24 protein-coding genes and 1 riboswitch are annotated in these 23,678 nt (G+C 68.5%); of the genes, 16 read left to right on the forward strand and 8 right to left on the reverse strand.

Annotated features, from left to right (window positions below; translation table 11 throughout):
* Positions 1-10 precede the first annotated feature (10 nt).
* Positions 11-118, reverse strand: a riboswitch (S-adenosyl-L-homocysteine riboswitch).
* Positions 119-202: 84 nt separating this feature from the next.
* Complete coding sequence (locus AB4Y40_RS38525; RefSeq protein WP_368692313.1) at positions 203-925, reverse strand: LrgB family protein; 723 nt, start codon at positions 923-925, stop codon at positions 203-205.
* Positions 926-963: 38 nt separating this feature from the next.
* On the reverse strand, positions 964-1,392 hold the full coding sequence (locus tag AB4Y40_RS38530) for a CidA/LrgA family protein (RefSeq protein WP_368692331.1): 429 nt from the start codon (positions 1,390-1,392) through the stop codon (positions 964-966).
* Positions 1,393-1,606: 214 nt separating this feature from the next.
* On the opposite strand from AB4Y40_RS38530, the gene AB4Y40_RS38535 reads away from it, so the two are divergent.
* Positions 1,607-2,554, forward strand: coding sequence for a LysR substrate-binding domain-containing protein (locus AB4Y40_RS38535; protein WP_368692314.1), 948 nt, complete (start codon positions 1,607-1,609; stop codon positions 2,552-2,554).
* A 54-nt stretch (positions 2,555-2,608) separates the two neighbouring features.
* Here the strand turns inward: AB4Y40_RS38535 and AB4Y40_RS38540 are convergent, their stop codons facing one another.
* The gene (locus tag AB4Y40_RS38540; RefSeq protein WP_368692315.1) at positions 2,609-4,237 is read right to left on the reverse strand and encodes a GMC family oxidoreductase; all 1,629 of its coding nucleotides are present in this window, start codon (positions 4,235-4,237) and stop codon (positions 2,609-2,611) included.
* Positions 4,238-4,609: 372 nt separating this feature from the next.
* On the opposite strand from AB4Y40_RS38540, the gene AB4Y40_RS38545 reads away from it, so the two are divergent.
* Both AB4Y40_RS38545 and AB4Y40_RS38550 read left to right on the forward strand, forming a co-directional pair.
* The gene (locus AB4Y40_RS38545) at positions 4,610-6,331 is read left to right on the forward strand and encodes an isovaleryl-CoA dehydrogenase (protein WP_368692316.1); all 1,722 of its coding nucleotides are present in this window, start codon (positions 4,610-4,612) and stop codon (positions 6,329-6,331) included.
* 83 nt (positions 6,332-6,414) lie between these two features.
* A complete protein-coding gene (locus tag AB4Y40_RS38550) occupies positions 6,415-7,857 on the forward strand; it encodes a coniferyl aldehyde dehydrogenase (RefSeq protein WP_368692317.1) in 1,443 nt (480 codons plus the stop codon).
* Here AB4Y40_RS38550 and AB4Y40_RS38555 read toward each other — a convergent pair.
* From AB4Y40_RS38555 to fliE, 5 genes are all read right to left on the reverse strand, one after another.
* On the reverse strand, positions 7,835-8,248 hold the full coding sequence (locus AB4Y40_RS38555) for an EscU/YscU/HrcU family type III secretion system export apparatus switch protein (protein WP_368692318.1): 414 nt from the start codon (positions 8,246-8,248) through the stop codon (positions 7,835-7,837). The two genes, AB4Y40_RS38550 and AB4Y40_RS38555, sit on opposite strands and share 23 nt — an antisense overlap.
* A complete protein-coding gene (locus AB4Y40_RS38560; protein WP_368692319.1) occupies positions 8,248-9,765 on the reverse strand; it encodes a flagellar hook-length control protein FliK in 1,518 nt (505 codons plus the stop codon). Before AB4Y40_RS38560 ends, AB4Y40_RS38555 begins: the two co-directional genes overlap by 1 nt.
* An 84-nt stretch (positions 9,766-9,849) precedes the next feature.
* Positions 9,850-10,182, reverse strand: a complete 333-nt coding sequence (locus tag AB4Y40_RS38565) for a flagellar protein FliT (protein ID WP_028203389.1) — start codon at positions 10,180-10,182, stop codon at positions 9,850-9,852.
* The gene (fliS, locus tag AB4Y40_RS38570) at positions 10,179-10,625 is read right to left on the reverse strand and encodes a flagellar export chaperone FliS (RefSeq protein ID WP_368692320.1); all 447 of its coding nucleotides are present in this window, start codon (positions 10,623-10,625) and stop codon (positions 10,179-10,181) included. Before fliS ends, AB4Y40_RS38565 begins: the two co-directional genes overlap by 4 nt.
* Before the next feature lie 144 nt (positions 10,626-10,769).
* The gene (gene fliE, locus AB4Y40_RS38575) at positions 10,770-11,105 is read right to left on the reverse strand and encodes a flagellar hook-basal body complex protein FliE (RefSeq protein ID WP_069264308.1); all 336 of its coding nucleotides are present in this window, start codon (positions 11,103-11,105) and stop codon (positions 10,770-10,772) included.
* A gap of 287 nt (positions 11,106-11,392) precedes the next feature.
* Between fliE and fliF the strand changes: the two genes are divergently transcribed.
* The 13 genes from fliF to fliR all read left to right on the forward strand — a co-directional run bounded on the left by fliF (position 11,393) and on the right by fliR (position 23,502).
* A complete protein-coding gene (gene fliF / locus AB4Y40_RS38580; protein WP_368692321.1) occupies positions 11,393-13,201 on the forward strand; it encodes a flagellar basal-body MS-ring/collar protein FliF in 1,809 nt (602 codons plus the stop codon).
* Positions 13,191-14,186, forward strand: coding sequence for a flagellar motor switch protein FliG (fliG, locus tag AB4Y40_RS38585; RefSeq protein ID WP_042269052.1), 996 nt, complete (start codon positions 13,191-13,193; stop codon positions 14,184-14,186). Before fliF ends, fliG begins: the two co-directional genes overlap by 11 nt.
* Positions 14,179-14,856 (forward strand): flagellar assembly protein FliH, encoded by a 678-nt coding sequence (gene fliH / locus AB4Y40_RS38590; RefSeq protein ID WP_368692322.1) that lies wholly within the window; start codon positions 14,179-14,181, stop codon positions 14,854-14,856. Before fliG ends, fliH begins: the two co-directional genes overlap by 8 nt.
* On the forward strand, positions 14,850-16,559 hold the full coding sequence (gene fliI / locus AB4Y40_RS38595; RefSeq protein WP_368692323.1) for a flagellar protein export ATPase FliI: 1,710 nt from the start codon (positions 14,850-14,852) through the stop codon (positions 16,557-16,559). Before fliH ends, fliI begins: the two co-directional genes overlap by 7 nt.
* Positions 16,556-17,008, forward strand: coding sequence for a flagellar export protein FliJ (gene fliJ / locus AB4Y40_RS38600; RefSeq protein ID WP_254318723.1), 453 nt, complete (start codon positions 16,556-16,558; stop codon positions 17,006-17,008). The genes fliI and fliJ overlap by 4 nt, the downstream gene beginning before the upstream one ends.
* 28 nt (positions 17,009-17,036) lie before the next feature.
* Complete coding sequence (locus AB4Y40_RS38605) at positions 17,037-18,593, forward strand: flagellar hook-length control protein FliK (protein ID WP_368692324.1); 1,557 nt, start codon at positions 17,037-17,039, stop codon at positions 18,591-18,593.
* Positions 18,594-18,858: 265 nt separating this feature from the next.
* On the forward strand, positions 18,859-19,362 hold the full coding sequence (gene fliL / locus AB4Y40_RS38610) for a flagellar basal body-associated protein FliL (RefSeq protein ID WP_368692325.1): 504 nt from the start codon (positions 18,859-18,861) through the stop codon (positions 19,360-19,362).
* 46 nt (positions 19,363-19,408) lie between these two features.
* Positions 19,409-20,407, forward strand: a complete 999-nt coding sequence (gene fliM, locus AB4Y40_RS38615; protein ID WP_368692332.1) for a flagellar motor switch protein FliM — start codon at positions 19,409-19,411, stop codon at positions 20,405-20,407.
* The gene (gene fliN / locus AB4Y40_RS38620) at positions 20,400-20,858 is read left to right on the forward strand and encodes a flagellar motor switch protein FliN (protein ID WP_368692326.1); all 459 of its coding nucleotides are present in this window, start codon (positions 20,400-20,402) and stop codon (positions 20,856-20,858) included. The genes fliM and fliN overlap by 8 nt, the downstream gene beginning before the upstream one ends.
* A 173-nt stretch (positions 20,859-21,031) precedes the next feature.
* Positions 21,032-21,532, forward strand: coding sequence for a flagellar biosynthetic protein FliO (gene fliO / locus AB4Y40_RS38625; protein ID WP_368692333.1), 501 nt, complete (start codon positions 21,032-21,034; stop codon positions 21,530-21,532).
* Positions 21,533-21,634: 102 nt separating this feature from the next.
* Positions 21,635-22,378 carry a flagellar type III secretion system pore protein FliP gene (gene fliP, locus AB4Y40_RS38630; RefSeq protein ID WP_368692334.1) on the forward strand — a complete coding sequence of 248 codons (744 nt, stop codon included), beginning with the start codon at positions 21,635-21,637 and terminating at the stop codon, positions 22,376-22,378.
* A 10-nt stretch (positions 22,379-22,388) separates the two neighbouring features.
* On the forward strand, positions 22,389-22,658 hold the full coding sequence (fliQ, locus tag AB4Y40_RS38635; RefSeq protein WP_028203375.1) for a flagellar biosynthesis protein FliQ: 270 nt from the start codon (positions 22,389-22,391) through the stop codon (positions 22,656-22,658).
* 52 nt (positions 22,659-22,710) lie between these two features.
* Positions 22,711-23,502: a flagellar biosynthetic protein FliR gene (fliR, locus tag AB4Y40_RS38640; protein WP_368692327.1), complete on the forward strand. Its 792-nt coding sequence runs from the start codon at positions 22,711-22,713 to the stop codon at positions 23,500-23,502.
* Positions 23,503-23,678 lie beyond the last annotated feature (176 nt).

The following is a 23,678-nucleotide window of genomic DNA, read 5'->3' on the forward strand; positions in this document are numbered from 1 at the left end:
CTAGAAATTAAAGACGTGAGCGCCGTTTCAGTGCGATTGAGTCAGTGGAGTCAACCGGATTGAAGCACTTTCGAGCCTGGCGGGTCACAGAAAACCCGTCGCAACGCTCCTCGAAAGCGAGCCGAGATTGTAGCAAATCGGGATGGCGTCCGCGCGTGCGCGCATTGCCGATAAAAGCGGGCGCGAACGCGCCCGCGGGACTTCAAACCGGCAGGAATCCGAGCGCCGGCGCGAGCAGCACCATCACCACGCCCGCGATCATCATCGTGAGGCTCGCCACCACGCCTTCTTCGCTGCCCAGCTCGCGCGCCTTCGCCGTGCCCACGCCGTGCGCCGCCGCACCGAACAGCGCGCCGCGCGCCAGCCGCGTGCGCAGCGGCACGAGGCCGAGCACGAGTTCGCCGAACAGCATGCCGCACACGCCCGTGGCGATTACGAACAGCGCGGTGAGGTCGCGCGGCGCGTGGATCTTGTCCGACACCGCGAGCGCGAACGGCGTGGAAATCGAGCGCGTCATCAGGCTGCGTTGCAGATCGGGCGAAAGGTGCAGGAGTTTGGCCAGCGCGAGCGAGCCGCCCACCGCCACGACGATGCCGACCGTCACGCCCACGGTGAGCGAGATCCAGTGGCGCTTGAGCAGATCGCGGTACTCGTAGATCGGCACTGCGAAGGCCACGGTGGCCGGGCCGAGCAGCCACATGAGCCAGCGCGTGTCCTGGAAATACACGGGGTACGGAATATGGAGCGCCAGCACGAACACGCCGAGCACCGCCGGCACCGCGACGAGCGGCGTGAGCCACGGCGAGCGAAAGCGCGCATAGAGCGCTTTCGAGGCGAAATAGAGCGCGACGGTGAGGATGAAACAGCCGGCGGCGATGAGCCGTGCCGCGTCGTCGGCGAACAGGGACGAATAAAACGTGTTCATGACGGATTCCCCCTCACGCTATTCAGGACGTTGCAGCCTCAAGCCCGCGCCAGATGGCGCGAGTGCCGCGAATCGCGCACGCGGCGCAGCGCGAGGCGCCGCTCGAGCTTGGCGGCCTGTTCGACCGCGAACGCCACGGCCACCATCACCATCAGCGTGCCGCCGACCACGACGAGCGCCAGACGCCAGCCGTCGGCGCGAAACAGGCCGCCGTATTTCACGGCTGCGACGGCGGCCGGAATGAAGAACAACAGCATGTCGGAGAGCAGCCAGTCGGCGCCCGCCTTCACCCAGCGCGGCGTGACGCCGCCGCAAAAGAGCAGCGCGAGCAGCAGCACGAGGCCGACCACGCCGCCCGGCACCGGCAGGTGCGTGAAGCGCGTGAGCGCGTCGGCGGCGTACCAGAGGCCCGCGAGCAGCGCCGATTGCACGGTAATGCGGCCGATACGGCGCCCGAAGCTCGCCATGCCGCCCGCTTTGCGCTCGGCGTTTTCGGAGACTTTCGCGGTCGCGGTGGAGGTAGTCATGGCAAACCCTAAGTGACACTGGAATGGAAGTCAGTATAGGGTGCAGCGCAGCATAAACATAATGACTTAAGATCATCTGCTACATTCCATATTGGAATGCACCGACTCGGCACCCCGCTGAGCGTGTTTTCTGCACATTTGTGGAGTCCCGATCGTGGAACTGCGTGCGCTTCGCTATTTCATCGAGGTGGTGCGGCAACAGAGCTTCACCGCCGCGGCCGAAAAACTGCACGTCACCCAGCCGACCATCAGCAAGATGGTGAAGGCGCTCGAAGACGAGACCGGCACCCAGCTCCTGCTGCGCGACGCGCGCCAGATGGTGCTCACCGACGCCGGGCGCATCGTCTACCAGCGCGGCCAGGACGTGCTCGCCGCGCAGGCGCAGCTGCAGGCCGAACTCGCCGATCTCGGCACGCTCGGGCGCGGCGAGCTCACCATCGGCATCCCGCCGATGGGCGGCTCGCTCTTCACGCCCGCCATCGCCACCTTCCGCCAGCGCTATCCGAAGATCGAGTTGAAGCTTTTCGAGCACGGCTCGCGCGCCATCGAAGCCGCGCTGATCTCGGGCGAGCTGGAGCTGGGCGGCGTGCTGCTGCCCGTCGATCCCGCGCTGATCGACGTCCTGCCGATCTCGCACGAGCTGTTGTGGCTCGTCGCGCGGCGCGGCTCGCGCTGGGACAACAAGCTCGCCGTGCCGCTCGGGGAACTGGCCGGCGAGCCGTTCGTGTTCTACGGCGAAAGCCTCGCGCTCAACGATGTGGTGCTGAACGCGTGCCGCACGGCCGGCTTCGTGCCGCAGGTGGTGGGGCGCAGCGGCCACTGGGACCTGATGGCGGCACTCGTGCTCGCGGGCGTGGGCATTGCGCTGCTGCCCGCGCCGTACGTGCGCCGGCTCGACGCCGAGCGCTTCACCTGCCTGCCCGTGAGCGAGCCGCAGATCACCTGGGACATGGCGATCGGCTGGAAACGCAGCGGCTATCTCTCGCACGCGGCGCGCGCGTGGCTCGACGTCGCGCGCTCGGAGTACGGCAAGCCCTTCACGTTTCTCGACGACTTCGTGCATCCGCCGGGGATGGAGAAGCAGCCAGGCAAGCCTGGCTGAGGCCTGCGACGCGCCAGGGCAACAGGCCGGGTAAAAGCGAGGAAACGCGCAACTTCAGGCGTCGACGCGCTGAGCCGCCGTATCGGGCGCGTACTGCGCCTGTGCGATGAAGTCGGCCGCACGCTCGCCGATCATCACGCTCGGCGCGTTCGTGTTGCCGCCGATGAGTGTCGGCATGACCGAGGCGTCCGCAATGCGCAGCCCCGTCACGCCGCGCACGCGCAACTGCGGATCGACGACGGAACGCGCGTCGCCGCCCATGCGGCAGGTCGCGACGGGGTGATAGATCGTGTCGGCGCGGCGGGCAATCGTCTCGCGCAATTGCGCGTCGCTCTGCTCGCCATGTGTGTAGAGTTCGCGGCCGCCCAGCTGCGTCAGCGCGGGCGCGTCGAGTATGCGCCGCGCGAGGCGTGCGCCCTGCGCGAGGGCGTCCAGATCGCGCGCATCAGAGAGAAAGCGTGGGTCGATCACGGGCGCCACGCGCGCGTCGGCGCTCGCGAGCGTGACCGTGCCGCGGCTCGCCGGGCGCAGCACGCACACGTGCAGCGAATAGCCGTGGCCCCAATGCAGGCGGCGGCTGTGATCGTCGACGAGCGCCGTGCAGAAGTGCAGCTGCAGGTCGGGCCGGTCGAGTTCGGAGCGGCTCTTCAGAAAGCCGCCCGCCTCCGCCACGTTGGTCGTGAGCATGCCGCGCCGCCCCCGCAGATACCGCACGAAGCCCGCAGTCATGCGCGCCGCGCCGCGCAGCGAGTAGCCCACGGTGTCGCTCGAACGCACGCGCTTGTTGAAGGTGAAATCGATATGGTCGATCAGGTTGCGGCCGACTTCGGGCGCGTCGTGGCGCACCGCAATGCCGAGCGCGCGCAGTGCGTCGGCGGGGCCGATGCCCGAACACATCAGCAGCTGCGGCGAGTTGAACGCCCCCGCCGCGAGGATCACCTCGGCGCGCGCCTGCAGGGTCTCGATCGCGCCGCCGCGCGCAAGCTCCACGCCGCTCGCGCGCGCGCCGTCGAAGCGCACGCGCAGGACCGTCGCGTCGGCGATCAGATGCAGGTTCGGCCGCTCGCGCCCATACAGATACGCGCGCGCCACCGTGCAGCGTTCGCCGCCGCGCTGCGTCACCTGATAGAAGCCGACGCCCTCCTGTTCCTCGCCGTTGAAGTCGTCGTTCAGGCGAAAGCCCGCCTCGCGCGCGGCCTCGACGAAGCGCGCGGCGACCGGATTGCGCTCGCGCAGGTCGGCTACGGCCAGCGGGCCGCCCGCGCCATGCCAGGCACTCGCGCCGCGCTCGTTGTCCTCGGCGCGCAGAAAGTACGGCAGCACGTCGCGCCACGCCCAGCCCGTGCAGCCGAGTTGCGCCCATTCGTCGTAATCGAGCGGATGGCCGCGCGTGTAGATCATCGCGTTGATGGTGCTCGAGCCGCCGAAGCCGCGGCCGCGTGGTTGGTAACCGCGCCGGCCGGCGAGTCCCGGCTGCGGCACGGTTTCATAGGCGTAGTTGTTTTTCGTGCGAAACGGGACGAGCGCGGCGACGCCGAGCGGCATGTTGACGAACGGATTGCGCGCCGTGTGCGGCCCGGCTTCGACGAGCGCGATGCTCGCCTGCGGGCAACGGTCGGCCAGCCGGCCCGCCAGCGACGCGCCGCCCGAGCCGCCGCCTACGATGATGTAGTCGTATTGCATCGTCTCCGTCCTGTCGGCTTGCCTCTTGCGAGGCCCCGGCGCGCTATTTGCACGCTCGTTCGTTTTCGGCTTCAATGGCGCATTGTAGGAAGCGTCTGATTCCGAGGTCAGCTTTTATGTCAGAGCATCCCCTCTAAACCTGACGGCGGATCGACGCCTATGATGGAAGGCGGTTCGGCCGCCAGAGCCGAAGCCCGCAAGATTCCAGCGAGCGGCACAGGGAGCGCTGGAGCGCACAAGAATCATTCACCTCACGGACGCTTCCCATGGAGCGGCCGTTGCGCACGCCTCCCCGTCACGACAGCGAACACAACACGAACGGCCGCGCGTGAAGCACGACGCACGCAGCAGCCTTGCATCGGAGACAGGCAGATGAACCCGACGGAAGTCACGCATCGCCCCGGCACGAGCCACGAAGTCACGAACCAGGCGCCGCCGCTCGCCGACTACAACCTCTTCACCACCGACGCTGCGCTCGGCGAGGCCCTCGCGCGCGCAGGCGCTCACTGGCATCGCGACACGCTCGCGCGCCACGGCGAGACGCTCGGCAAGGCGCAAACGCTCGCGCTCGCCGACCTCGCCAACCGCCACGAGCCCGAACTGCACACGCACAGCCCGCGCGGCGAGCGTATCGACGCGATCGAATTCCACCCCGCCTGGCACGAACTGCTCACGCTGTTGCGCGAGCAGGGGTTGCATGCGCTGCCGTATTCGGACCCGCAGCCCGGCGCGATGGCCGCGCGCTGCGCCGGCTACTTCCTGCACGCGCAGCTCGAATCCGGGTCGTTGTGCCCGCTGACCATGACGTTCGCGAGCATCGCCGTGCTGCAGCGCGAGCCGGCCCTGTTCGAAACGCTGCGCGCGCCGCTCTACACGCGCGAGCACGATGCGCGCGACCTGCCGCTCGCGCAGAAGCGCTCGATGATGATCGGCATGGGCATGACGGAGAAGCAAGGCGGTTCGGACGTGCGCAGCAACCGCACCGAGGCGCGCCCCGCGGGCGTCGAAACCGGCCGCGGCGCGGCGTACCTGCTCACCGGCCACAAGTGGTTTTTCTCGGCGCCGCAGTGCGACGCGCACCTCGTGCTCGCGCGCACCACGGAGCACGACGGACTCTCCTGCTTCTTCGTGCCGCGCTACCGGCCGGACGGCAACAAAAACGCGGTCAACGTGCAGCGCCTGAAGAACAAGCTCGGCAACCGCTCGAACGCGAGCAGTGAAGTCGAATTCTTCGATGCGTACGGCGTGATGATCGGCGACGAAGGCCGCGGCGTGCCGACCATCATCGAGATGGCGAACTACACGCGGCTCGACTGCGTGATCGGCAGCGCGGCGCTCATGCGCGCGGCCCTCGTGCAGGCGATCCACCACGCGCGCCACCGCAGCGCGTTCGGCCGCGTGCTCGCCGAGCAGCCGCTCATGCAAAACGTGCTCGCCGATCTCGCGCTCGAATCGGAAGCGGCGACAGCGCTCTTCATGCGGCTCGCGCGCGCCTTCGAAGACAGCGCCGACGCGCAACCCGGCGATACGGACGACACGTCGCTCGAAGCGCGCGCCTGGCGGCGCATCGTCACGCCGGCGGCGAAGTTCTGGGTCTGCAAGCGCACGCTCGCGTTCACGGGCGAGGCCATGGAAGTCTGGGGCGGCAACGGCTACGTCGAGGAAGGGCCGATGGCGCGCTTCTACCGCGAAGCGCCCGTCAACTCGATCTGGGAAGGCTCGGGCAACGTGATGTGCCTCGACGTGCTGCGCGCACTCGAGCGCGAGGCCGACGCCGCCCAGGCGCTGTTTCTCGCGTGGCGGCGCGACGCGCAGACTCACCCGGTTCTGAACGCCGCGCTCGACCGCCTCTCGGTGCTGCTCAACGGCGCGCCGGGCACGCGCGAGGCGAGCGCGCGGCGCATCGCGCAGCAGATCGTGCTGATCGCGCAGGCCATGCTGCTGCGCGATGGCCCGCCGGAGATCGCCGAAGCGTTCATCGCCACGCGCCTCGACGAGCACGACGCCGACTGCGACCGCGTATTCGGTACGCTGCCTGCGCGCTTCGATCACGCCGCGATCATCGAGCGGGCGTTTCCGTCGCGCCCGGTGTGACCCTCGGCGTCACCCGATACGACGAGCCGATTTTTCCGTTCGCCCACGCGCCACAGCGAGTGGGAACCCCACGAGGAACGACCATGAAGCAGGACCTGCCCGAAGACTTCGCCCGCAGCGCCCCCGACGAGCCGCGCGCCGCGCTCGACACGCTGCTCGCCGCGCAGCGCGAAGCCTTCCTGCGCGACCCGTTCCCGTCCTGGGACGCGCGTGCGCGCCATCTCAAGGCGCTGCGCGACGTGCTGTTCTCGAATCGCGACGCGCTCGCCGAGGCGATGAACGCCGACTTCGGCCAGCGCGCGAAGGCGGAGGTCGCGCTCGCGGAATTCGTCGTCCTCAAGCAGGAGATCGATGCGGCGCTCAGGCACGGCGCGCGCTGGATGAAGCCGCGCCGCAGACCGGTCGGCAAATGGCTGCTGCCCGGGCGCGCGAAGCTGGTGCCGCAGCCGCTCGGCGTGGCGGGCATCGTCGTGCCGTGGAACTATCCGCTGCAGCTGGCCGCGAGCCCGCTCGTGTGCGCGCTCGCGGCGGGCAACCGCGCCATGATCAAGATGTCGGAGCTGACGCCGCGCACGTCCGCGCTGTTCGCGGAGCTGATCGGCAAGACCTTCGCGCGCGATCACGTGGCGGTCGTGAACGGCGACGCGTCGGTGGGCGCCGCCTTCAGCGCGCTGCCGTTCGATCATTTGCTGTTCACCGGCTCGACGCGCGTGGGGCACGAGGTCATGCGCGCGGCGGCCGCGAACCTCACGCCGGTCACGCTCGAACTGGGCGGCAAGTCGCCCGTGATCATCGGCGCCGCGGCGCGCCTGAACTACGCCGTCGACAGCCTGCTGCTCGGCAAGACGCTGAACGCGGGGCAAACCTGTATCGCGCCCGACTACGTGCTGCTGCCGCGCGGCCAGGAGGCGGCGTTCATCGCTCGTGCGCGCACGCGCTTCGCGCAGCTCTATCCGGACTTCGCGAACAACTGCGACTACACGTCGATCATTTCGGCGCGCCACTTCGAGCGCCTGCAACGCCTCGCTGATGAAGCCCAGGCAAGCGGCGCACAGCTGCACGCGCTCGGCACGCACGACGCCGCCACGCGGCGCTTCGCGCCCGTCATCGTGACGAACGCCGGCGCGCAGACGGCGCTCATGCAGGAGGAAATCTTCGGGCCGCTCTTGCCGCTCGTGCCCTACGACACGCTCGACGAAGCGTTGCGCTACGTGAATGCGCGCCCTCGCCCGCTCTCGCTCTACCTCTATGCCGACGACCCGCGCACGGTCGAGCGCGTGACGCACGAAACGGTGGCGGGCGGGATGTCGGTGAACGAGACGCTCATGCATATCGCCGCCGAGGGACTGCCGTTCGGCGGCGTCGGCCCGAGCGGCATGGGCGTGTATCACGGCTACGAGGGCTTCGTCACGTTCTCGAAGATGAAGCCCGTCTTCACCCAGGCGCGGCTGAATGCGCGCGGGCTCATCGCGCCGCCCTACGGCAAGCGCGTCGCCTGGCTGATCAAGTTGATGTTGAGGGGTTGAAGGGCAGCGCGGGACGGGTGCCGCCGATCCTGCGAATGTCGCTGATATCGCGCGGGGCGCCGCCGGCCGCGGTTCCGGCCGATGCGGCGGCTTGCGCTTGCGCGGCCGCCTTGGCCTTCGCGTCGTTGTCCGCTTCGAGGCGGTGCAGCCAGGCAAGCAGTTCGGCCACCGCCTGATAGAGCTGCGGCGGAATCTTCGCGTCGAGGTCCACGCGCATGAGCAGCGAGACCATCTCCGGCGCTTCGTGCACGTAGAGGCCCGCTTCCTTCGCGCGTTGCACGATCATCTCCGCGACGAGGCCGTAGCCCTTCGCGACCACGCGCGGCGCGCCGTCGCCTTCGGGCGCGTCGTAGGCGAGCGCGGCGGCGCTCTTGCGGTGCGTGCGGCTCATCACAACTCCCAGTCGTGGTCGAGGCGGTGGTTGCGCGGCTCGGTCGCGTCGGCGCCCGGTCGCGCGGCGGACGCATCCGCCGCGGCGCCGGCCTGCGCCGTCTGCGTGGCGGATGCGGCGGAGGTGGTTTGTGCGGCGTAGGCGCTTGCAGCGCTCGCGGCTCTCGCGGCCTCGGCGGGGCTCGCCGCGGCGCCGCTGCCGATCTCGCGGATCGAGAGCCCAGCGAGCGTGAGCCCGAGCGCTTCGAGCCGCCCGCGCAGCGACTCGCTTTCTGCCGTGAGGCGCGCGGCGCCACCCGCGTTCGCCTGCACGCGCACGGCGAGCGTCGAGCCCGTCAGCGTGAGTTCCGCGTCGACGGTGCCGAGCTTCGGCAGCGCAAGCGTGAGCCGCGTGCGCCATGGGATGTCGTCGGCGTCCACACCGCCTGCGCCCGGGTGCGGGTCGCGGGCATCGTAGTCGTCCTGCTGGATGCTCCAGTCCACCCGCACGCCCGGCCAGGCCTCGCCGTTCCAGCGAAACTCACCGGTCGCGAGCAGATCGAGCTGCTGGCGCACGAGCGGGATCACGGCCGGATGGACCGTCGGCCCGGTGGCCTGCGCGGCGGCCTCGTGCATGGCGGGCAGCAGGGTATCGGCCAGCGTCGCGCGCGCCTGGGCCTGGCTCGCGGCCGTTTCGCCGTGCGGATCGGCCAGCCCGGGGAAGGCGCGCGCCAGTGCGGCATTGAGCGCGTTGGCCGCGTTCTGGGCATTGCCCGCTTCGCCGCGCGCGGCGCCTGGCGCGTCGGAGAAGGTCTCGGTCCATTGCACGTCGTCGATGTCGTCGCCGGCCGGGCTCCAGTCGAGCGGCAGTTGCGAGTGCGCGCCGAGCAGACGGTTCTGCGGCTCGTCGGCCAGTTCGGCGGGCGAGAGCTGGCCGCGCAACCATTGCGCGAGGTGGGCTTCGTAGAAGAGTCCGCTCGAGCTGACCGTCTGCGCGAGCGACGCCGCGAGTGCGGCGACCGGACCGGCTTGCGCGGCGGCGGCGGTTTGCGCTGTTTGCGCCGTTTGGGTGGTTTGTCCGGCCTGCGGGTTTTGCGAGGACGCCGTCTGCGCGGAAGCATCGGTTCCAGCGTCGGCCGCTCCGGCCAGCGCCTCGCCGGCCAGACCCTGGGCCGCGAGCGCCACGTCCGCGAGCAACGCCGCTTCCGCCGCCTGCGCTTCGCCGGCGAGACCCGGCAGCGGCAAGGTGGCCGCGCCGCCGGGCGCCGCGTCGGCGCCGGGGCTGCCCCAGAGCGGCGCGCGGCCCACCACGGCGGGCGTCGCTTCGCCGCCCGAGCGGATGATGGCGTCGAGCGCCAGTGCAACCGCCGAAAGCACGGTCTCGGTCGAGTCCTGCGTACTGCTGGTGCTGGTTGCGGCGTCGGCGAGCGCGGAGACGCCCGTCTGCGCCGCGCCGGAGGCGCTCTGCGGCCCGACCGGCGTGAGCGCCGCGATGCGGCTCGCGAGGAGCGCGGCGGCTCCGGTGTCGATTCCGTTCATGGTGTTCCGGATCTGCGCACGGCGCTGAGCTGCCGGTTCATGGGGCGTTGCGCGCCGTTGCGTCGCGAGGCGCCACGCGCCGCGCTAGCGGGCTCCGTAGATTTCCTGCAAGACCCGCGCGGGCTGCACGGTGCCGTAAAAGAGCGCCGAAAGCCGTGCCATGCAAGGGCTTGCGAGATCGCGAATGGCGGCGTCGTCGGCGAGAATCTGGCGGATCAGCTCGTACTTGCGCGCTCGTTCGGAAACCGTGAGCCGCACCACGGCTTCGGCGTCCTTCAAGGCATCGACGAGGATCCGGTACTCCTCCTGCAAGCCGATCAGATCGTTCCAGTGCGCATCGCGCGCCGCATGGAGCATCTGCTCCGACACGGCCGCTATCGCTTCGTAGCGGGCGAAGTAGTCTGCTTTTGAACTCATCTCATCAATGAGCCGGACGCTGACGCGGATGCCTGTTCGGCCATCCTCGCCACTTCCGGCGCTATCCCCAACCAGGCTTCTTCGAGCGTAGCCAGCAGTCTGTCGACCTCGACCAGCATGGTCTCGCTCTGTTTAATATTGGCTTCCAGCAGGCGCTTCGTCATGTAGCTGTACAGCGCATTCAGGCGTTGAGCGATCTCGCCGCCCGCCTCGACGTTCAACGCGAGCTGAAGTCCGCTCTCGACAATCCGGATCGCCTTGGCGATCGCCTCGCAACGCGGGCCGACGTTGCCGGCCTGCAAGTGCATACGTGCCTGCGCGATGGCCTGACGCGCGCCCTGGTACAGGAGCACGATCAGCTTGTGCGGGCTCGCACCCATGACCCCCGTTTCGACGCCCACGCGTGCATAGGCGTTAGCTCCAGATTGGGCAGGGGAAAACATCGGCGCTTCTCCTTGATACGTTTGGCTTGAATGCGGTCGTCCGGCGCGCTGTGCAAGCACGAGCGACGGACTCTTCTAGCCGGGTTATCGGATCGTAGGGGAAGAAGCTTTAGCGCGTTGAGCGGGCGAAGGCTTCGGGCACCGTCACACCTGGATCTGCATGATGTCGGTGTAGGCGGCCACGAGCTTGTTGCGCACCTGCAGGCCGAACTGGAAGCCGATGTTGGCTTTCTGCATGTCGACCATGACGTCGTTGAGCGACACGTTGTTCGCGCCCAGTTCGAACGCCTGCGACTCGCCAACGGCCTTCTGCTGGGCGTCGCTGATCTGGTCGAGCGACGACTTGAGCGCCGCCGCGAACCCGCCGGCCGTGGCCGCGCCCGACTTTTCGTCGGCTGCGGTGGGGCCGCCGGCCGCCTGGGTCGCCATCGACTGCATTTGCGCCAAGGCGGACGTGAGCGGGGATACTGGCACGGTCATGTTTGCTCCACGAAAAGGGGACCTGCGGGGTATTCCGGGGACGAGCCCCAATGCCGGAGTTTCAGCGATTGCGCAGCAATCCTGCGAGCCCGGCCGAGACGGCGCACTGACAGGATGCCGAATCTGGAGGAGAGCATAGCAGCGGGTCTGTTTCGGCAGCCCCGAAACTAGGGGGAAAACCCGGCTCTATTCGCGCAATCGGCTTGCCAGTGGCCCCGGATAATGCGTCTCGTGAAAGTCTCCGCCATGCAAGGCGAGACCTGGAAGCCTCCGGAGATACCCGTCGCATGGATTCGACTGCCAATTCTTTGATCAACCCCGACGCCCGCATGGGCCTCGCCACCTCTGGCGCGGGCGCCGCGCCCGGCGCTGGCGCGGGCGCAGGCCTGGGCGGCGCGGATGACCTCGGCGGCGGCTTTGCGCAACGCCTCGGCTCGCTCTCGTCGTTGCGCAACGTGCGCGGCAACCCGCGCGCGCCGCTCATTTTCGCCGTGGCGGTGCTCGTGGCCGTGGTCGCGGGTCTCCTGCTGTGGTCGCGCGCGCCCGACTATAAGGTGCTGTACAGCAACCTGTCGGACCGTGACGGCGGCGCCATCATTACTGCGCTCCAGGCCGCAAACGTTCCCTACAAGTTCTCGGACGCCGGCGGCGCCATTCTCGTGCCCGCCGAGCAGGTCAACGAAATGCGCCTGCGCCTCGCCTCCCAGGGCCTGCCGAAGAACGGTTCGGTCGGCTTCGAGCTGATGGACAACCAGAAGTTCGGCATCAGCCAGTTCGCCGAGCAGGTGAACTATCAGCGCGCGCTCGAAGGCGAGCTCGAGCAAACGATCCAGTCGATCGCGAGCGTGAAGTCGGCGCGCGTGCATCTGGCCATTCCGAAGCCCTCGGTGTTCGTGCGCGAGCGCGAAGCGCCGTCCGCCTCGGTGCTCGTGAACCTGTATCCGGGCCGCATCCTCGACGACGGCCAGGTCGCCGCGATCACGCACATGGTGGCTTCGGCCGTGCCGGACCTGCCGGTGCGCAACGTGACGGTGGTCGACCAGGACGGCAACCTGCTCACCCAAAGCGCCGCGGGCGTGGGCCTCGACGCCTCGCAGCTCAAGTACGTGCGCCAGGTCGAGCACGACACCCAGGCGCGCATCGACGCGATCCTCGCGCCCCTGTTCGGCGCCGGCAATGCGCGCTCGCAGGTGAGCGCCGACCTCGACTTCTCGAAGCTCGAGCAGACCTCCGAAGCCTACGGTCCGAACGCCAACCCGCAGGCCGCCGCGATCCGCAGCCAGCAGCAGAACATTTCCACGGAAATGCAGCAAAGCGGCGCGGGCGGCGTGCCCGGCGCGCTCACGAACCAGCCGCCGCAGCCGGCCTCGGCGCCCATCAGCGCGCCGGCGGGTGCGAACGGCGCGTCGGCTCCGGTGCCGGTCTCCGATCATCGCGACACCACGACGAACTACGAGCTCGACAAGACCGTGCGCCACTATCAACAGGCGCCGGGCGACGTGAAGCGCCTGTCGGTCGCCGTGATCGTGAACTACCAGCCGAAGCTGGACGCCAAGGGCCACGCCACCATGCAGCCGCTCGACGCGCAGAAGCTCGCGCAGGTCGAGCAGCTCGTGAAGGACGCCATGGGCTACGACGCCAAGCGCGGCGACTCGGTGAACGTGGTGAACGCCGCGTTCCAGACCGAAGTCGACCCGAACGCGAACCTCCCGTGGTGGCGTCAACCGGACATCCTCGCCCTTGCGAAGCAGATTGCGACGTGGCTCGGCATTGGCGCGGTGGCTCTCTTCCTCTACTTCGTGATGGTGAAGCCGGCGCTGCGCCGCGCGTTCCCGCCGCCCGAGCCGGTTGCGCCCGCGCTGCCCGGCATGGCCGACGGCGAGCCGCTGCTGCTCGACGGTCTCCCCGAAGCGGTGCGCATTGGCGGCACCGGCGCGGAAGGCGAAGACAGTGCGGAAAGTGAAGCCGCCCTGCTCGCCTTCGAAAACGAGAAGAACAAGTTCGAACGCAACCTGGAATACGCGCGCAACATCGCGCGCCAGGATCCGAAGATCGTCGCAACCGTCGTGAAAAGCTGGGTGAACGATGAACGCTGAAGGCGCAACCAAGAGCGCGCTGCTGCTCATGTCGATCGGCGAGCAAGAGGCCTCCGAGGTCTTCAAGTTCCTCGGTCCGCGCGAAGTGCAGAAAATCGGCGCCGCCATGGCGGCGCTCAAGAACGTCAAGCGCGAAGAGATCGAAGTCGTGCTGCAGGAATTCGTCAAGGAAGCCGAGCAGCACACCGCCTTCTCGCTCGACTCGAACGACTACATCCGCAACGTGCTCAACAAGGCGCTGGGCGAGGACAAGGCCGGCGCGATCATCGACCGCATTCTGCAAGGCGGCGACACGAGCGGCATCGAAGGCCTCAAGTGGATGGATTCGGGGTCGGTGGCCGAGCTCATCAAGAACGAGCACCCGCAGATCATCGCGACCATTCTCGTGCACCTCGACCGCGACCAGGCCTCAGAAATCGCTTCGTGCTTCACCGAGCGCCTGCGCAACGACGTGCTGCTGCGCATCGCGACGCTCGACGGCATCCAGCCGCAGGCGCTGCGCGAACTCGACGACGTGCTCACGAACCTCCTCTCGGGCAGCGACAACCTCAAGCGCAGCCCGATGGGCGGCATCCGCACGGCGGCCGAAATCCTCAACTTCATGACGAGCCAGCACGAAGAAGGGGTGATCGAGAACGTCCGCCAGTACGACGCGGAACTCGCGCAGAAGATCATCGATCAGATGTTCGTGTTCGAGAACCTGCTCGACCTCGAAGATCGCGCGATCCAGCTGCTGCTCAAGGAAGTCGAGTCGGAGTCGCTCATCATTTCGCTCAAGGGTGCGCCGCCCGCGCTACGCACCAAGTTCCTCTCGAACATGTCGCAGCGTGCGGCCGAACTGCTCGCCGAAGACCTCGACGCGCGCGGTCCGGTGCGCGTGTCGGAAGTCGAGGCACAGCAGCGCCGCATCCTGCAGATCGTGCGCAACCTCGCCGAGAGCGGACAGATCGTTCTAGGCGGCAAGGCAGAAGACGCTTATGTCTGACACCAGCTCCGCGAACAGCCATCGCTCGGCGTACCAGCGCTGGGAGATGGCCTCGTTCGACCCGCCGCCTCCCCCTCCGCCGCCGCCCACGCCCGACGAATCCGCGGCGTTCGAGGCCCAGCTCCATGCGCTGCGCGACGCGGCCCACCAGGAGGGGCTGCGCTCCGGCCATGTGGCGGGCCAGGCGCTCGGCTATCAGGCCGGGCACGAACAGGGCCGCCAGCAGGGCTTCGAGCAGGGCCAGGCCGAGGCGCGCGCGCAGGCGGCGCAACTCGCCGCGCTCGCCAGCCGTTTTAGCGACGCGCTCGAAACGGCGCAGGCCGGCGTAGCCGAGACGCTCGTGGAACTCGCGCTCGACATCGCGCAGCAGGTCGTGCGCCAGCACGTCCAGCACGACCCGACGGCGCTCGTCGCGGTCGCGCGCGAAGTGCTCGTGGCCGAGCCGCAGCTGGCCGGTTCCCCGCAGCTCGTGGTGAGCCCCGCCGATCTGCCGATCGTCGAGGCTTATCTGCTGGACGACCTTCAGGCGCGCGGCTGGAGCGTGCGCACCGACCCGACGATCGAGCGCGGCGGCTGCCGCGCGCAGGCCGCGACGGGCGAAACCGACGCCAGCATCCGCACGCGCTGGGAGCGCGTGACGGCCGCGCTCGGCAAGGCACGGCCATGGTGAACCACCCACAACCGCCGAGCCATCAGACCATCCACACGGGCGGTCTCACGCCGCTCGAGCAGGAACTCGCGCTCGCCTCGTTCGGCCCGCTCGCGAGCGACCCGGCACAGCTCGGCGCGCTACTCGTGGGCGACCTCGACATCCCGGGCATTCCTGCCAAACGCGAGGCACGCGAGCTGGGTGCCGCCGACGCGATCGACGCAATCGATGCCGCGCTCGCCGCGGACGCGGCCGGTGCGCCGCCAGGCCTGACGAATGACGGCGTGCCGGTCGTGGCCGACGCCCCGAGCGCCCCCTACGTGCCGCCGGCGAACTACGACCCGGCCAACCCGTTCCTGACCTCGTGGAACGCGCAACTGCGCAGCGTGCGCGAGCGCAATGCGCTCGCCCTGCCGCTGCGCGGCTGCGGGCGTCTCACGCGCGCGGCGGGCCTCGTGCTCGAAGCCGTGGGGCTGCGCCTCGCCGTGGGCGCCGAGGTGATGATCGAACTGCCGCCGGGCAGCTCGCTGCCGATGGCCGAAGCGGAAGTGGTCGGGTTCGGCGGCGACAAACTCTTTCTGATGCCGACGACCGAAGTCGCGGGCCTGTTGCCCGGCGCGCGCGTCTGGCCGCTGGAAACCGCGCCGATCGCCGACCCGAAGGCCGGTGCGAAACGCCTGCCGGTGGGCTGGGGCATGCTCGGCCGCGTGGTCGACGCCTCGGGCCGCCCGCTCGACGGCCTGGGCCCCCTGAATACCGAAGCCGACGCGCCGCTCACCGCGCCCGTCATCAATCCGCTGAACCGCGAGCCGATTCACAAGGTGCTCGACGTGGGCGTGCGCGCGATCAACTCGCTGCTCACGGTCGGGCGCGGCCAGCGCATGGGCCTGTTCGCGGGCTCGGGCGTCGGTAAATCGGTGCTGCTCGGCACGATGGCGCGCGCGACCAGCGCGGAAGTCATCGTGATCGGCCTGATCGGCGAGCGGGGCCGCGAAGTGAAGGAATTCATCGAGCAGATCCTGGGCGTTGACGGCCTGGCACGCTCGGTGGTCGTGGCCGCGCCGGCCGACGTGTCGCCGCTGCTGCGCATGCAGGCCGCCGCGTACACCACGTCGCTGGCCGAATATTTCCGCGACCAGGGCAAGCACGTGCTGCTGCTCATGGACTCGCTCACGCGCTATGCGATGGCCCAGCGCGAGATCGCGCTCGCCATCGGCGAGCCGCCCGCGACCAAGGGCTATCCGCCTTCGGTGTTCGCCAAGCTGCCGGCGCTCGTCGAGCGCACCGGCAACGGCCCCGAAGGCGGCGGTTCGATCACGGCGTTCTACACCGTGCTCACCGAAGGCGACGATCAGCAGGACCCGATCGCCGACTCGGCGCGCGCGATTCTCGACGGCCATATCGTGCTTTCCCGTGCGCTCGCCGAAGCGGGGCATTATCCGGCCATCGACATCGAGGCCTCGATCAGCCGCGCGATGACCGCGCTGATCGACGACCAGCATCTGAACCAGACGCGCGCGCTCAAGCAGATGCTTTCGCGCTACCAGCGCAACCGCGACCTCATCAACGTGGGTGCGTACGTGAGCGGGCGCGACGCCGTGCTCGACCGCGCGATCGCGCTGTATCCGCGCATCGAGGCCTTTCTTCAGCAGGGTTTTCGCGAAACCGCGAACTATGATCAGAGCGTCGAGATGCTCGGCCAGCTGATCGGAGCCAGGACATGACGAAACAGACCGCGCTGCAAACCTTGATCGGCCTCGCGCAAGACGACGTCGACGCCGCCACGCAAAAGCTCGGCCGCGTGCAGCGCGAGCGCGTCGAGGTCGAAAAGCAGCTCGAGGCGCTCATCACCTACCGTGACGAGTACCACACGCGTTTCACCGAATCGGCGCGCAGCGGCATGGCCGCGGGCAACGTACGCAACTTCCAGGCGTTCATCGACACGCTCGACGCGGCGATCGAACAGCAGCGTCGCCTGCTCGAGCAGGCCACCGCGCGCGTGGAGGCCGCCAAGCCCGAATGGCAGCGCAGCAAGCAGAAGCTCGGCTCGTACGAGGTCCTGCAAACCCGCCACGACGATGTGCAGGCCCGCAAGGACGCCCGCCGCGAACAGCGCGACGCCGACGAGCACGCCGCCCGCGTGCTGCGCATGCGAACGTCGCAACATCCGTAACACGTAATCCGTTTTCGAGGCCGCCAGTATGTCGCTCCTCTCTTCTCTTTCTTCGCTGTTCGGCGCCGCCACGGACGCGGTGTCGGGCAATTCCGCATCGAACGCCGTGTCGAACACGGCATCGAACTCCATCAGCCAGGCCGATGCCGCCAGCCAGGATTTCGCGCAGACGCTGCAACAGCAGATGAACGCGCAAAGCGCGCAGGCGAACCAGAACGCCCAGGCGGCGCAAAGCGCGCAGTCGAATGCGTCGGCGCAGTCCAATTCGAACACGTCGAGCGGCAGCGCCTCGCAAAGCAGCAGCACCAGCAGCGCTTCGCAGACGTCCAGCTCGAGCTCGAACTCGAGCCAGGCCACGCAGGGCACGTCGAGCGCCGATCGCCGCGCCGCCGCCGCGCGCGCCCAGCAAAAGCAGGCCGCCGCCGCAGGCGCGCAAGCCGCCGCGGCTCAGGCCCAGCAGGCGCAGCAAGCGCAGCAGGGCCAGCAGACCCAGGACAGCACGAGCACCGACGCGAACGCCGACGGCAGCCAGACGAGCAGCGACAGCACGCTCGCCGGCGTCGCCTCCGCGGCGGCAGCAGCGGCCGCCACGGCAGCCACAGCAGTTGCCGGCGCTGCAGGCGACGGCACGGCCACGGGCAGCGCCGCGACCAGCACCTCGAAGTCGGTGCACGACGCCCTGCAAGCGGCGCTCGCGCAACTGCGCGGCGGCGCGGGTACGCTCGCCACGCATGCGGTGAGCACGGCCGGGTCGGCGGCGAATAGCGCAAGCACGGCCAGCACGGGCTCGGGCTCGAACATCGTCAGCAGCTTCGCCTCGCATTTGAGCGCGACCGCCCAGAGCAAGGCGTTCAGCACGGCCGCGAACAGCGGCGCGAGCGCCGACGCGGCCAAGGGCGCCACGACGGCTGTCACCGACGCCGCGAAGGTCGCCACCGACGCGCTCACGGCAGCGGCGCAGCAGCAGGCCGGCGCCGCCACGCAGACCGACGCCACGGCGAGCACCGCCACGACCGACTCGCTCGCCGCGACCCAGGCCGCAGCGGTCGCCGCCGCGACGGCCGCGCAGGCCCAGGCCGCCCAGGCGGCCAGCGCAAGCACGAATCCGGCGGCGGCGGCCGCCTCCGCGTCGATCGCGCCGCAGGTCGGCACGAACGACTGGGAAGACGCGCTCAGCCAGAAGGTCGTGTTCCTCTCGAACGCGCACCAGCAGTCGGCGGAACTCACGCTCAATCCGAAGGATCTGGGACCGCTCCAGGTCGTACTGCAGGTCTCGGACACCCACGCGCATGCCCTCTTCGTGTCGCAGCACCAGCAGGTGCGCGAAGCCGTCGAGGCGGCCCTGCCGAAGCTGCGCGAAGCGATGGAGCAAAACGGCATCGGCCTCGGCAGCGCGAGCGTGAGCGACGGTTTCTCGCGGCAGATGAACCAGCAGGCGCAGCAGGACGGCAGCGGTTCGGGCCGCTCCGGCCGTTCCGGTTCCGGCTCGGGCAGCACGCTCGCCGCAACGGACGCCGCGGACGATACGAGCAGCGTCGCGAGCGTCACGACGCGCTCCGTCGGTCTGATCGACACGTTCGCCTGACCCTTTCTCCCTACCCTGCCTGAACCGCCCGGCGCGTTCGACACGTCATGGGCCACGCAGCCGCGCCCAGCGGCTGCGTGCGCTGACATCGCGCCCTTGCGCGAGCGGCTTGCCGCGGCGCGCAACAAAACCACGAGATAGCCGGAATTCCCCCGTCTATTCCTCCCATCGCTGAAAGGCAAAAGCCGGAACAATGCAGCATGCCCGGACTGACCACCAGGTCGGTGCCCCGGACCCTCGCAAGCATCCAGGCTGACTTTTCGACATGGCGACCACCACCGCATCCCAGCAAGCCGCGCCCCAGGGCGCGAAACCCGGACCGATGAAGCGCATTATCGTCATCGCGCTCATTGCGATCCTCGCCGCCGCCGCGGCGGGCGGCGCGACGTGGTTCTTCATGTCGCGCCACGCCCCGAGCGCGCCGGCCGCGCCGGCCGCCGCGCCCCCGGCCGTGTCCGTGTACTACGCGCTCGAACCGATGACCGTCAATCTGCAGTCCGACGACGGCGAGTCGCACTACCTGCGCATCGGCCTCACGCTCAAGCTCGACAGCCAGGCCACCCAGGACGCGCTCGTTGCGCGCATGCCCGAGATCCGCAGCCGCCTGCTGCTCGCGCTCTCGAACAAGCATCCGTCCGACCTCGCGCCGCTCGACGGCAAGCGTGCGCTCGCCACGGAACTCGCCGTGCTGATCTCGCAGCCTGCCGGCGCGAATGAGAAGCCGATGCACGTCGACGACGTGCTGTTCACCGAATTCGTCGTCCAGTGAGCGTGGCTGACATGATTCCCGCGATGGAGGGCCAGTCATCATGACGATGGGTCACGACGAGTTCATGTCCCAGGAGGAGGTCGATGCCCTCCTCAAAGGCGTCACCGGCGAAGTCGATTCCGACTCGGGCGGCTCCGACAACAAGGGCGTTCGGCCCTACAACATCGCGACGCAGGAACGGATCGTTCGCGGCCGGATGCCCGGCCTCGAAATCATCAACGAGCGCTTTGCGCGCCTGTTGCGCGTCGGCATCTTCAATTTCATGCGCCGCACCGCCGAAATCTCGGTCGGTCCGGTGCGCGTGCAGAAGTACAGCGAGTTCACCCGCAACCTGCCGATCCCGACGAACCTGAACCTCGTCCACGTGAAGCCGCTGCGCGGCACGTCGCTGTTCGTGTTCGACCCGAACCTCGTGTTCTTCGTCGTGGACAACCTGTTCGGCGGCGACGGCCGCTTTCACACGCGAGTGGAAGGCCGCGACTTCACGCAGACCGAGCAGCGCATCATCGGCAAGCTGCTCAACCTCGTGTTCGAGCACTACACGAACGCGTGGAAAAGCGTGCGGCCGCTGCAGTTCGAATACGTGCGGTCTGAAATGCATACGCAGTTCGCAAACGTTGCCACGCCCAACGAGATCGTGATCGTCACGCAGTTCTCGATCGAATTCGGGCCGACGGGCGGCACGCTGCACATCTGCATGCCCTACTCGATGATCGAGCCGATCCGCGACGTGCTCGCCTCGCCGCTGCAAGGCGAAGTGCTCGACGTGGACCGCCGCTGGGTGCGCGTACTCTCGCAGCAGGTGCAGGCCGCCGAAGTCGAGCTGACGGCCGACCTCGCGCAGGTGCCCGTCACGTTCGAGCAGATCCTGAACATGAAGAAGGGCGACGTGCTGCCCATGAACATCGCGGAGCACATCACCGCCAAGGTGGACGGCGTGCCCGTGATGGAGTGCGGCTACGGAATTTTCAATGGTCAATACGCGTTGCGGGTCCAGAAGATGATCAGCGCAGCCGACACGATGAAGGAAGGTGGATATGAGTGACATCAACGGCACGAGCGCAGACGAGCCGGTGCTCGACCCGGGTTTCGAGGCCGCGGCGCAGGAAGCGGGCGGCGACTCGATGGACGACTGGGCGAGCGCGCTCGCCGAGCAGAACAGCAACGACGTGCCGGCCGCGCAACCGACGGCCGTGTTCCAGCCGCTCTCGAAGGTCGATTCGACCAAGACGGCCAACGACATCGACATGATTCTGGACATTCCCGTCCAGATGACCGTGGAGCTGGGCCGCACCAAGATCGCCATCCGCAACCTGCTGCAACTGGCGCAGGGCTCGGTCGTGGAGCTCGACGGCATGGCCGGCGAGCCGATGGACGTGCTCGTGAACGGCTGCCTCATCGCCCAGGGCGAAGTGGTGGTCGTGAACGACAAGTTCGGCATTCGTCTCACCGACATCATCACGCCGTCCGAGCGGATCCGGAAGCTGAACCGATGAAACCCCAGGCTGTTACCGGCGCGGCTTCTGGCAACCCGGCTGGCAACCCTGCTGGCGCCGCTTCTGGCACCGGCATGCAGCGCACGCGGAAGTCCCGCGGCGCACGCATGCTGCGATTCTCGTGGCGCCTCGCCGTCCACCTCTCGCTCGCCGGCGCCGCCGTTTTCGCGGTCATGAGCGCGCGGGCCGCCGACCTTCAGGCAGTCAACGAAGCCACCCGCGCGGCATCGGGTGCTTCGGCCGCCTCCGCCGTGATCGCCGGCAGCGCGGTCCCCGCGCTCGGCTTCGGCGCGCTCGTGCAGACGGTGCTGGGTCTCGCGCTCGTGATCGCCGTGGTGTTCGGCTGCGCCTGGCTCGCGCGGCGTCTCGGCCTGCAAGGCGGACCGAAGAACGCGCTCGTGAAGACCGTGGGCGGCGCATCGCTCGGCGGCAAGGAGCGCGTGGCCGTGGTCGAGATCGGCGACACCTGGCTCGTGCTGGGCGCCGCGCCCGGCAACGTGCGCCTGCTCCACACGCTGCCCGCGGGTGAACTGCCCGCAGGCGTCGCGGCAGCCGCTCCCAACGCCCCCGCCCTCTCGGGCACCTTCGCACAGCGCTTTCGTGACGCGCTGAAAAGCGAGGCGAACAAACGCATCAACGCGCGTTTCATGCGTCACGACGGCGGAGCGCAGTAAATGCACGGCAGTTCCCTTCATGCGCCGGGCGCAGGCGGCGAGGTCCGCGCGCGCGCGGCTACCCTCGCGAAGATCGCCAGAACGGCGCTCCCGTTCGCGCTGATGCTCGGCGCGGGCGCCTTCGCCCTCGCGCTGCCGCACCTCGCGCACGCGCAGAGCGCGGGCGGCCCGCAAGGCCTCCCCGCCTTCAACACGAGCCCCGGCCCGAACGGCGGCACGACCTACTCGCTGAGCGTGCAGACGATGCTGCTGCTCACGATGCTGTCGTTCCTGCCGGCGATGGTGCTGATGATGACGAGCTTCACGCGCATCATCATCGTGCTCTCGCTGTTGCGCCAGGCGCTCGGCACGACGACCACGCCGCCCAACCAGGTGCTCGTGGGCCTCGCGCTCTTTCTCACGCTGTTCGTGATGTCGCCGGTGCTCGACAAGGCCTACAACGACGGCTACAAGCCGTTCGCGGCCGGCACGATTTCGATGGACGACGCCGTGGCGCGCGGCGTCGCGCCCTTCAAGACCTTCATGCTGCGCCAGACCCGCGAGTCCGACCTCGCCCTCTTCGCGCGCATCTCGCACGCGGCGCCCATGCAGGGACCCGAGGACGTGCCGCTCACGCTGCTCGTGCCCTCGTTCGTCACGAGCGAGCTGAAGACGGGCTTCCAGATCGGCTTCACGATCTTCATCCCATTTCTCATCATCGACCTGGTGGTTGCCAGCGTGCTGATGTCGATGGGTATGATGATGGTCTCGCCCGCGACCATTTCGCTGCCGTTCAAACTCATGCTGTTCGTGCTGGTGGACGGCTGGCAACTGCTGATCGGCTCGCTCGCGCAGAGCTTTACCTGAGGACACAGACATGACGCCCGAAATGGTCATGACGCTCTCCCACGAGGCGATGTACGTGGCGCTCCTGCTTGCGGCGCCGCTGCTGCTCGTCGCGCTCGTGGTGGGCCTGGTGGTGAGCCTGTTCCAGGCGGCCACGCAGATCAACGAATCCACGCTCGCGTTCATCCCCAAGCTGGCCGCCATCGCGGTCACGCTCGTGATCGCCGGCCCGTGGATGCTCACGACGATGCTCGACTACATGCACCGCATCTTCACGAGCATTCCGCAGCTCGCGGGCTAGACGCAGCTCCGGCCGCCCTTCTGCGCTTTCGGCGCACGTCTTTCGGCACACGATGTTTACGGTCACCTACGCGCAGCTCAACGCCTGGCTCACGGCCTTCCTCTGGCCGTTCACGCGCATACTGGCGCTCGTGGCGGTCGCGCCCGTGCTGGGCAACCGCTCCGTACCGACGCGCGTGAAGATCGGCCTCGCGGGCTTCATCACGCTGATCGTCGCGCCCACGCTCGGCGCCATGCCGCAGGTCACGGTGTTTTCCGCCGAGGGCGTGTGGATCCTCGTCAATCAGTTCCTGATCGGCGTGGCGCTCGGCTTCACGATGCAGCTCGTGTTCGCGGTCGTGACCGCGGCGGGCGACATGATGAGTCTCGGCATGGGCCTGGGATTCGCGAGCTTCTTCGACCCGCAGGCCAACACCAGTTCGCCCGCGCTCTCCTCGTGGCTGAACATGATGGCGATGCTCGCCTTCCTCGTGTTCGACGGCCATCTGCAGATGCTCGCGGCGCTCGTCGCCACGTTCCAGACGCTGCCGGTCACGGCGAGCGTGCTCGGCGCCTCGGGCTGGCAGCTGATCGCCAACTATGGCACGACGATCCTCACTTCGGGCCTGCTGCTCTCGCTGCCGGTGGTGGTTGCGCTGCTCATCACCAATCTGTCGCTCGGCATTCTGAACCGTGCGGCCCCGCAAATCGGTATCTTCCAGATCGGCTTCGCGCTCACGATGCTCGTGGGCCTGCTGCTCATCCAGCTGATGATGCCGAACCTGATTCCCTACTTCGCGCGCCTGTTCGACAGCGGTCTCGATCAGATGGGCCGCGTGGCCGGCGCGCTGCGGCCGCACGGTTAAAACGCGCTTCGCACGATGTGCGCGCAGCGCAAAAAAAGCGGACCGGAGTCCTAATGCCGTTCAGTTAAGGTCCCGTTTCAGGTTCCGAACGGTGTAGCGGAAAGGTCTGGACTTGACGGCCCGGGCGCAAGAGCGCCCGGGCCGTTTTTTGTTGGCAAGCTGCTTGAGCCGTTCGC

Source organism: Paraburkholderia sp. EG287B (assembly GCF_040965595.1).
GTDB lineage: Bacteria > Pseudomonadota > Gammaproteobacteria > Burkholderiales > Burkholderiaceae > Paraburkholderia.

What these genes read in the sequence shown, in the direction of transcription:
- AB4Y40_RS38525 (WP_368692313.1), bottom strand. Translation starts at nt 925, where the DNA reads ATGAACACGTTTTATTCGTCCCTGTTCGCCGACGACGCGGCACGGCTC.
- AB4Y40_RS38530 (WP_368692331.1), bottom strand. Translation starts at nt 1,392, where the DNA reads ATGGCGAGCTTCGGGCGCCGTATCGGCCGCATTACCGTGCAATCGGCG.
- fliJ (WP_254318723.1), top strand. Translation starts at nt 16,556, where the DNA reads ATGACGAAACAGACCGCGCTGCAAACCTTGATCGGCCTCGCGCAAGAC.
- fliP (WP_368692334.1), top strand. Translation starts at nt 21,635, where the DNA reads ATGCTCGGCGCGGGCGCCTTCGCCCTCGCGCTGCCGCACCTCGCGCAC.
- fliN (WP_368692326.1), top strand. Translation starts at nt 20,400, where the DNA reads ATGAGTGACATCAACGGCACGAGCGCAGACGAGCCGGTGCTCGACCCG.
- AB4Y40_RS38550 (WP_368692317.1), top strand. Translation starts at nt 6,415, where the DNA reads ATGAAGCAGGACCTGCCCGAAGACTTCGCCCGCAGCGCCCCCGACGAG.
- fliG (WP_042269052.1), top strand. Translation starts at nt 13,191, where the DNA reads ATGAACGCTGAAGGCGCAACCAAGAGCGCGCTGCTGCTCATGTCGATC.
- AB4Y40_RS38560 (WP_368692319.1), bottom strand. Translation starts at nt 9,765, where the DNA reads ATGAACGGAATCGACACCGGAGCCGCCGCGCTCCTCGCGAGCCGCATC.
- fliQ (WP_028203375.1), top strand. Translation starts at nt 22,389, where the DNA reads ATGACGCCCGAAATGGTCATGACGCTCTCCCACGAGGCGATGTACGTG.
- fliL (WP_368692325.1), top strand. Translation starts at nt 18,859, where the DNA reads ATGGCGACCACCACCGCATCCCAGCAAGCCGCGCCCCAGGGCGCGAAA.
- fliS (WP_368692320.1), bottom strand. Translation starts at nt 10,625, where the DNA reads ATGTTTTCCCCTGCCCAATCTGGAGCTAACGCCTATGCACGCGTGGGC.
- AB4Y40_RS38555 (WP_368692318.1), bottom strand. Translation starts at nt 8,248, where the DNA reads ATGAGCCGCACGCACCGCAAGAGCGCCGCCGCGCTCGCCTACGACGCG.
- fliR (WP_368692327.1), top strand. Translation starts at nt 22,711, where the DNA reads ATGTTTACGGTCACCTACGCGCAGCTCAACGCCTGGCTCACGGCCTTC.
- fliO (WP_368692333.1), top strand. Translation starts at nt 21,032, where the DNA reads ATGAGCGCGCGGGCCGCCGACCTTCAGGCAGTCAACGAAGCCACCCGC.
- AB4Y40_RS38545 (WP_368692316.1), top strand. Translation starts at nt 4,610, where the DNA reads ATGAACCCGACGGAAGTCACGCATCGCCCCGGCACGAGCCACGAAGTC.
- AB4Y40_RS38565 (WP_028203389.1), bottom strand. Translation starts at nt 10,182, where the DNA reads ATGAGTTCAAAAGCAGACTACTTCGCCCGCTACGAAGCGATAGCGGCC.
- AB4Y40_RS38540 (WP_368692315.1), bottom strand. Translation starts at nt 4,237, where the DNA reads ATGCAATACGACTACATCATCGTAGGCGGCGGCTCGGGCGGCGCGTCG.
- fliE (WP_069264308.1), bottom strand. Translation starts at nt 11,105, where the DNA reads ATGACCGTGCCAGTATCCCCGCTCACGTCCGCCTTGGCGCAAATGCAG.
- fliH (WP_368692322.1), top strand. Translation starts at nt 14,179, where the DNA reads ATGTCTGACACCAGCTCCGCGAACAGCCATCGCTCGGCGTACCAGCGC.
- AB4Y40_RS38605 (WP_368692324.1), top strand. Translation starts at nt 17,037, where the DNA reads ATGTCGCTCCTCTCTTCTCTTTCTTCGCTGTTCGGCGCCGCCACGGAC.
- fliI (WP_368692323.1), top strand. Translation starts at nt 14,850, where the DNA reads ATGGTGAACCACCCACAACCGCCGAGCCATCAGACCATCCACACGGGC.
- fliF (WP_368692321.1), top strand. Translation starts at nt 11,393, where the DNA reads ATGGATTCGACTGCCAATTCTTTGATCAACCCCGACGCCCGCATGGGC.
- fliM (WP_368692332.1), top strand. Translation starts at nt 19,409, where the DNA reads ATGGGTCACGACGAGTTCATGTCCCAGGAGGAGGTCGATGCCCTCCTC.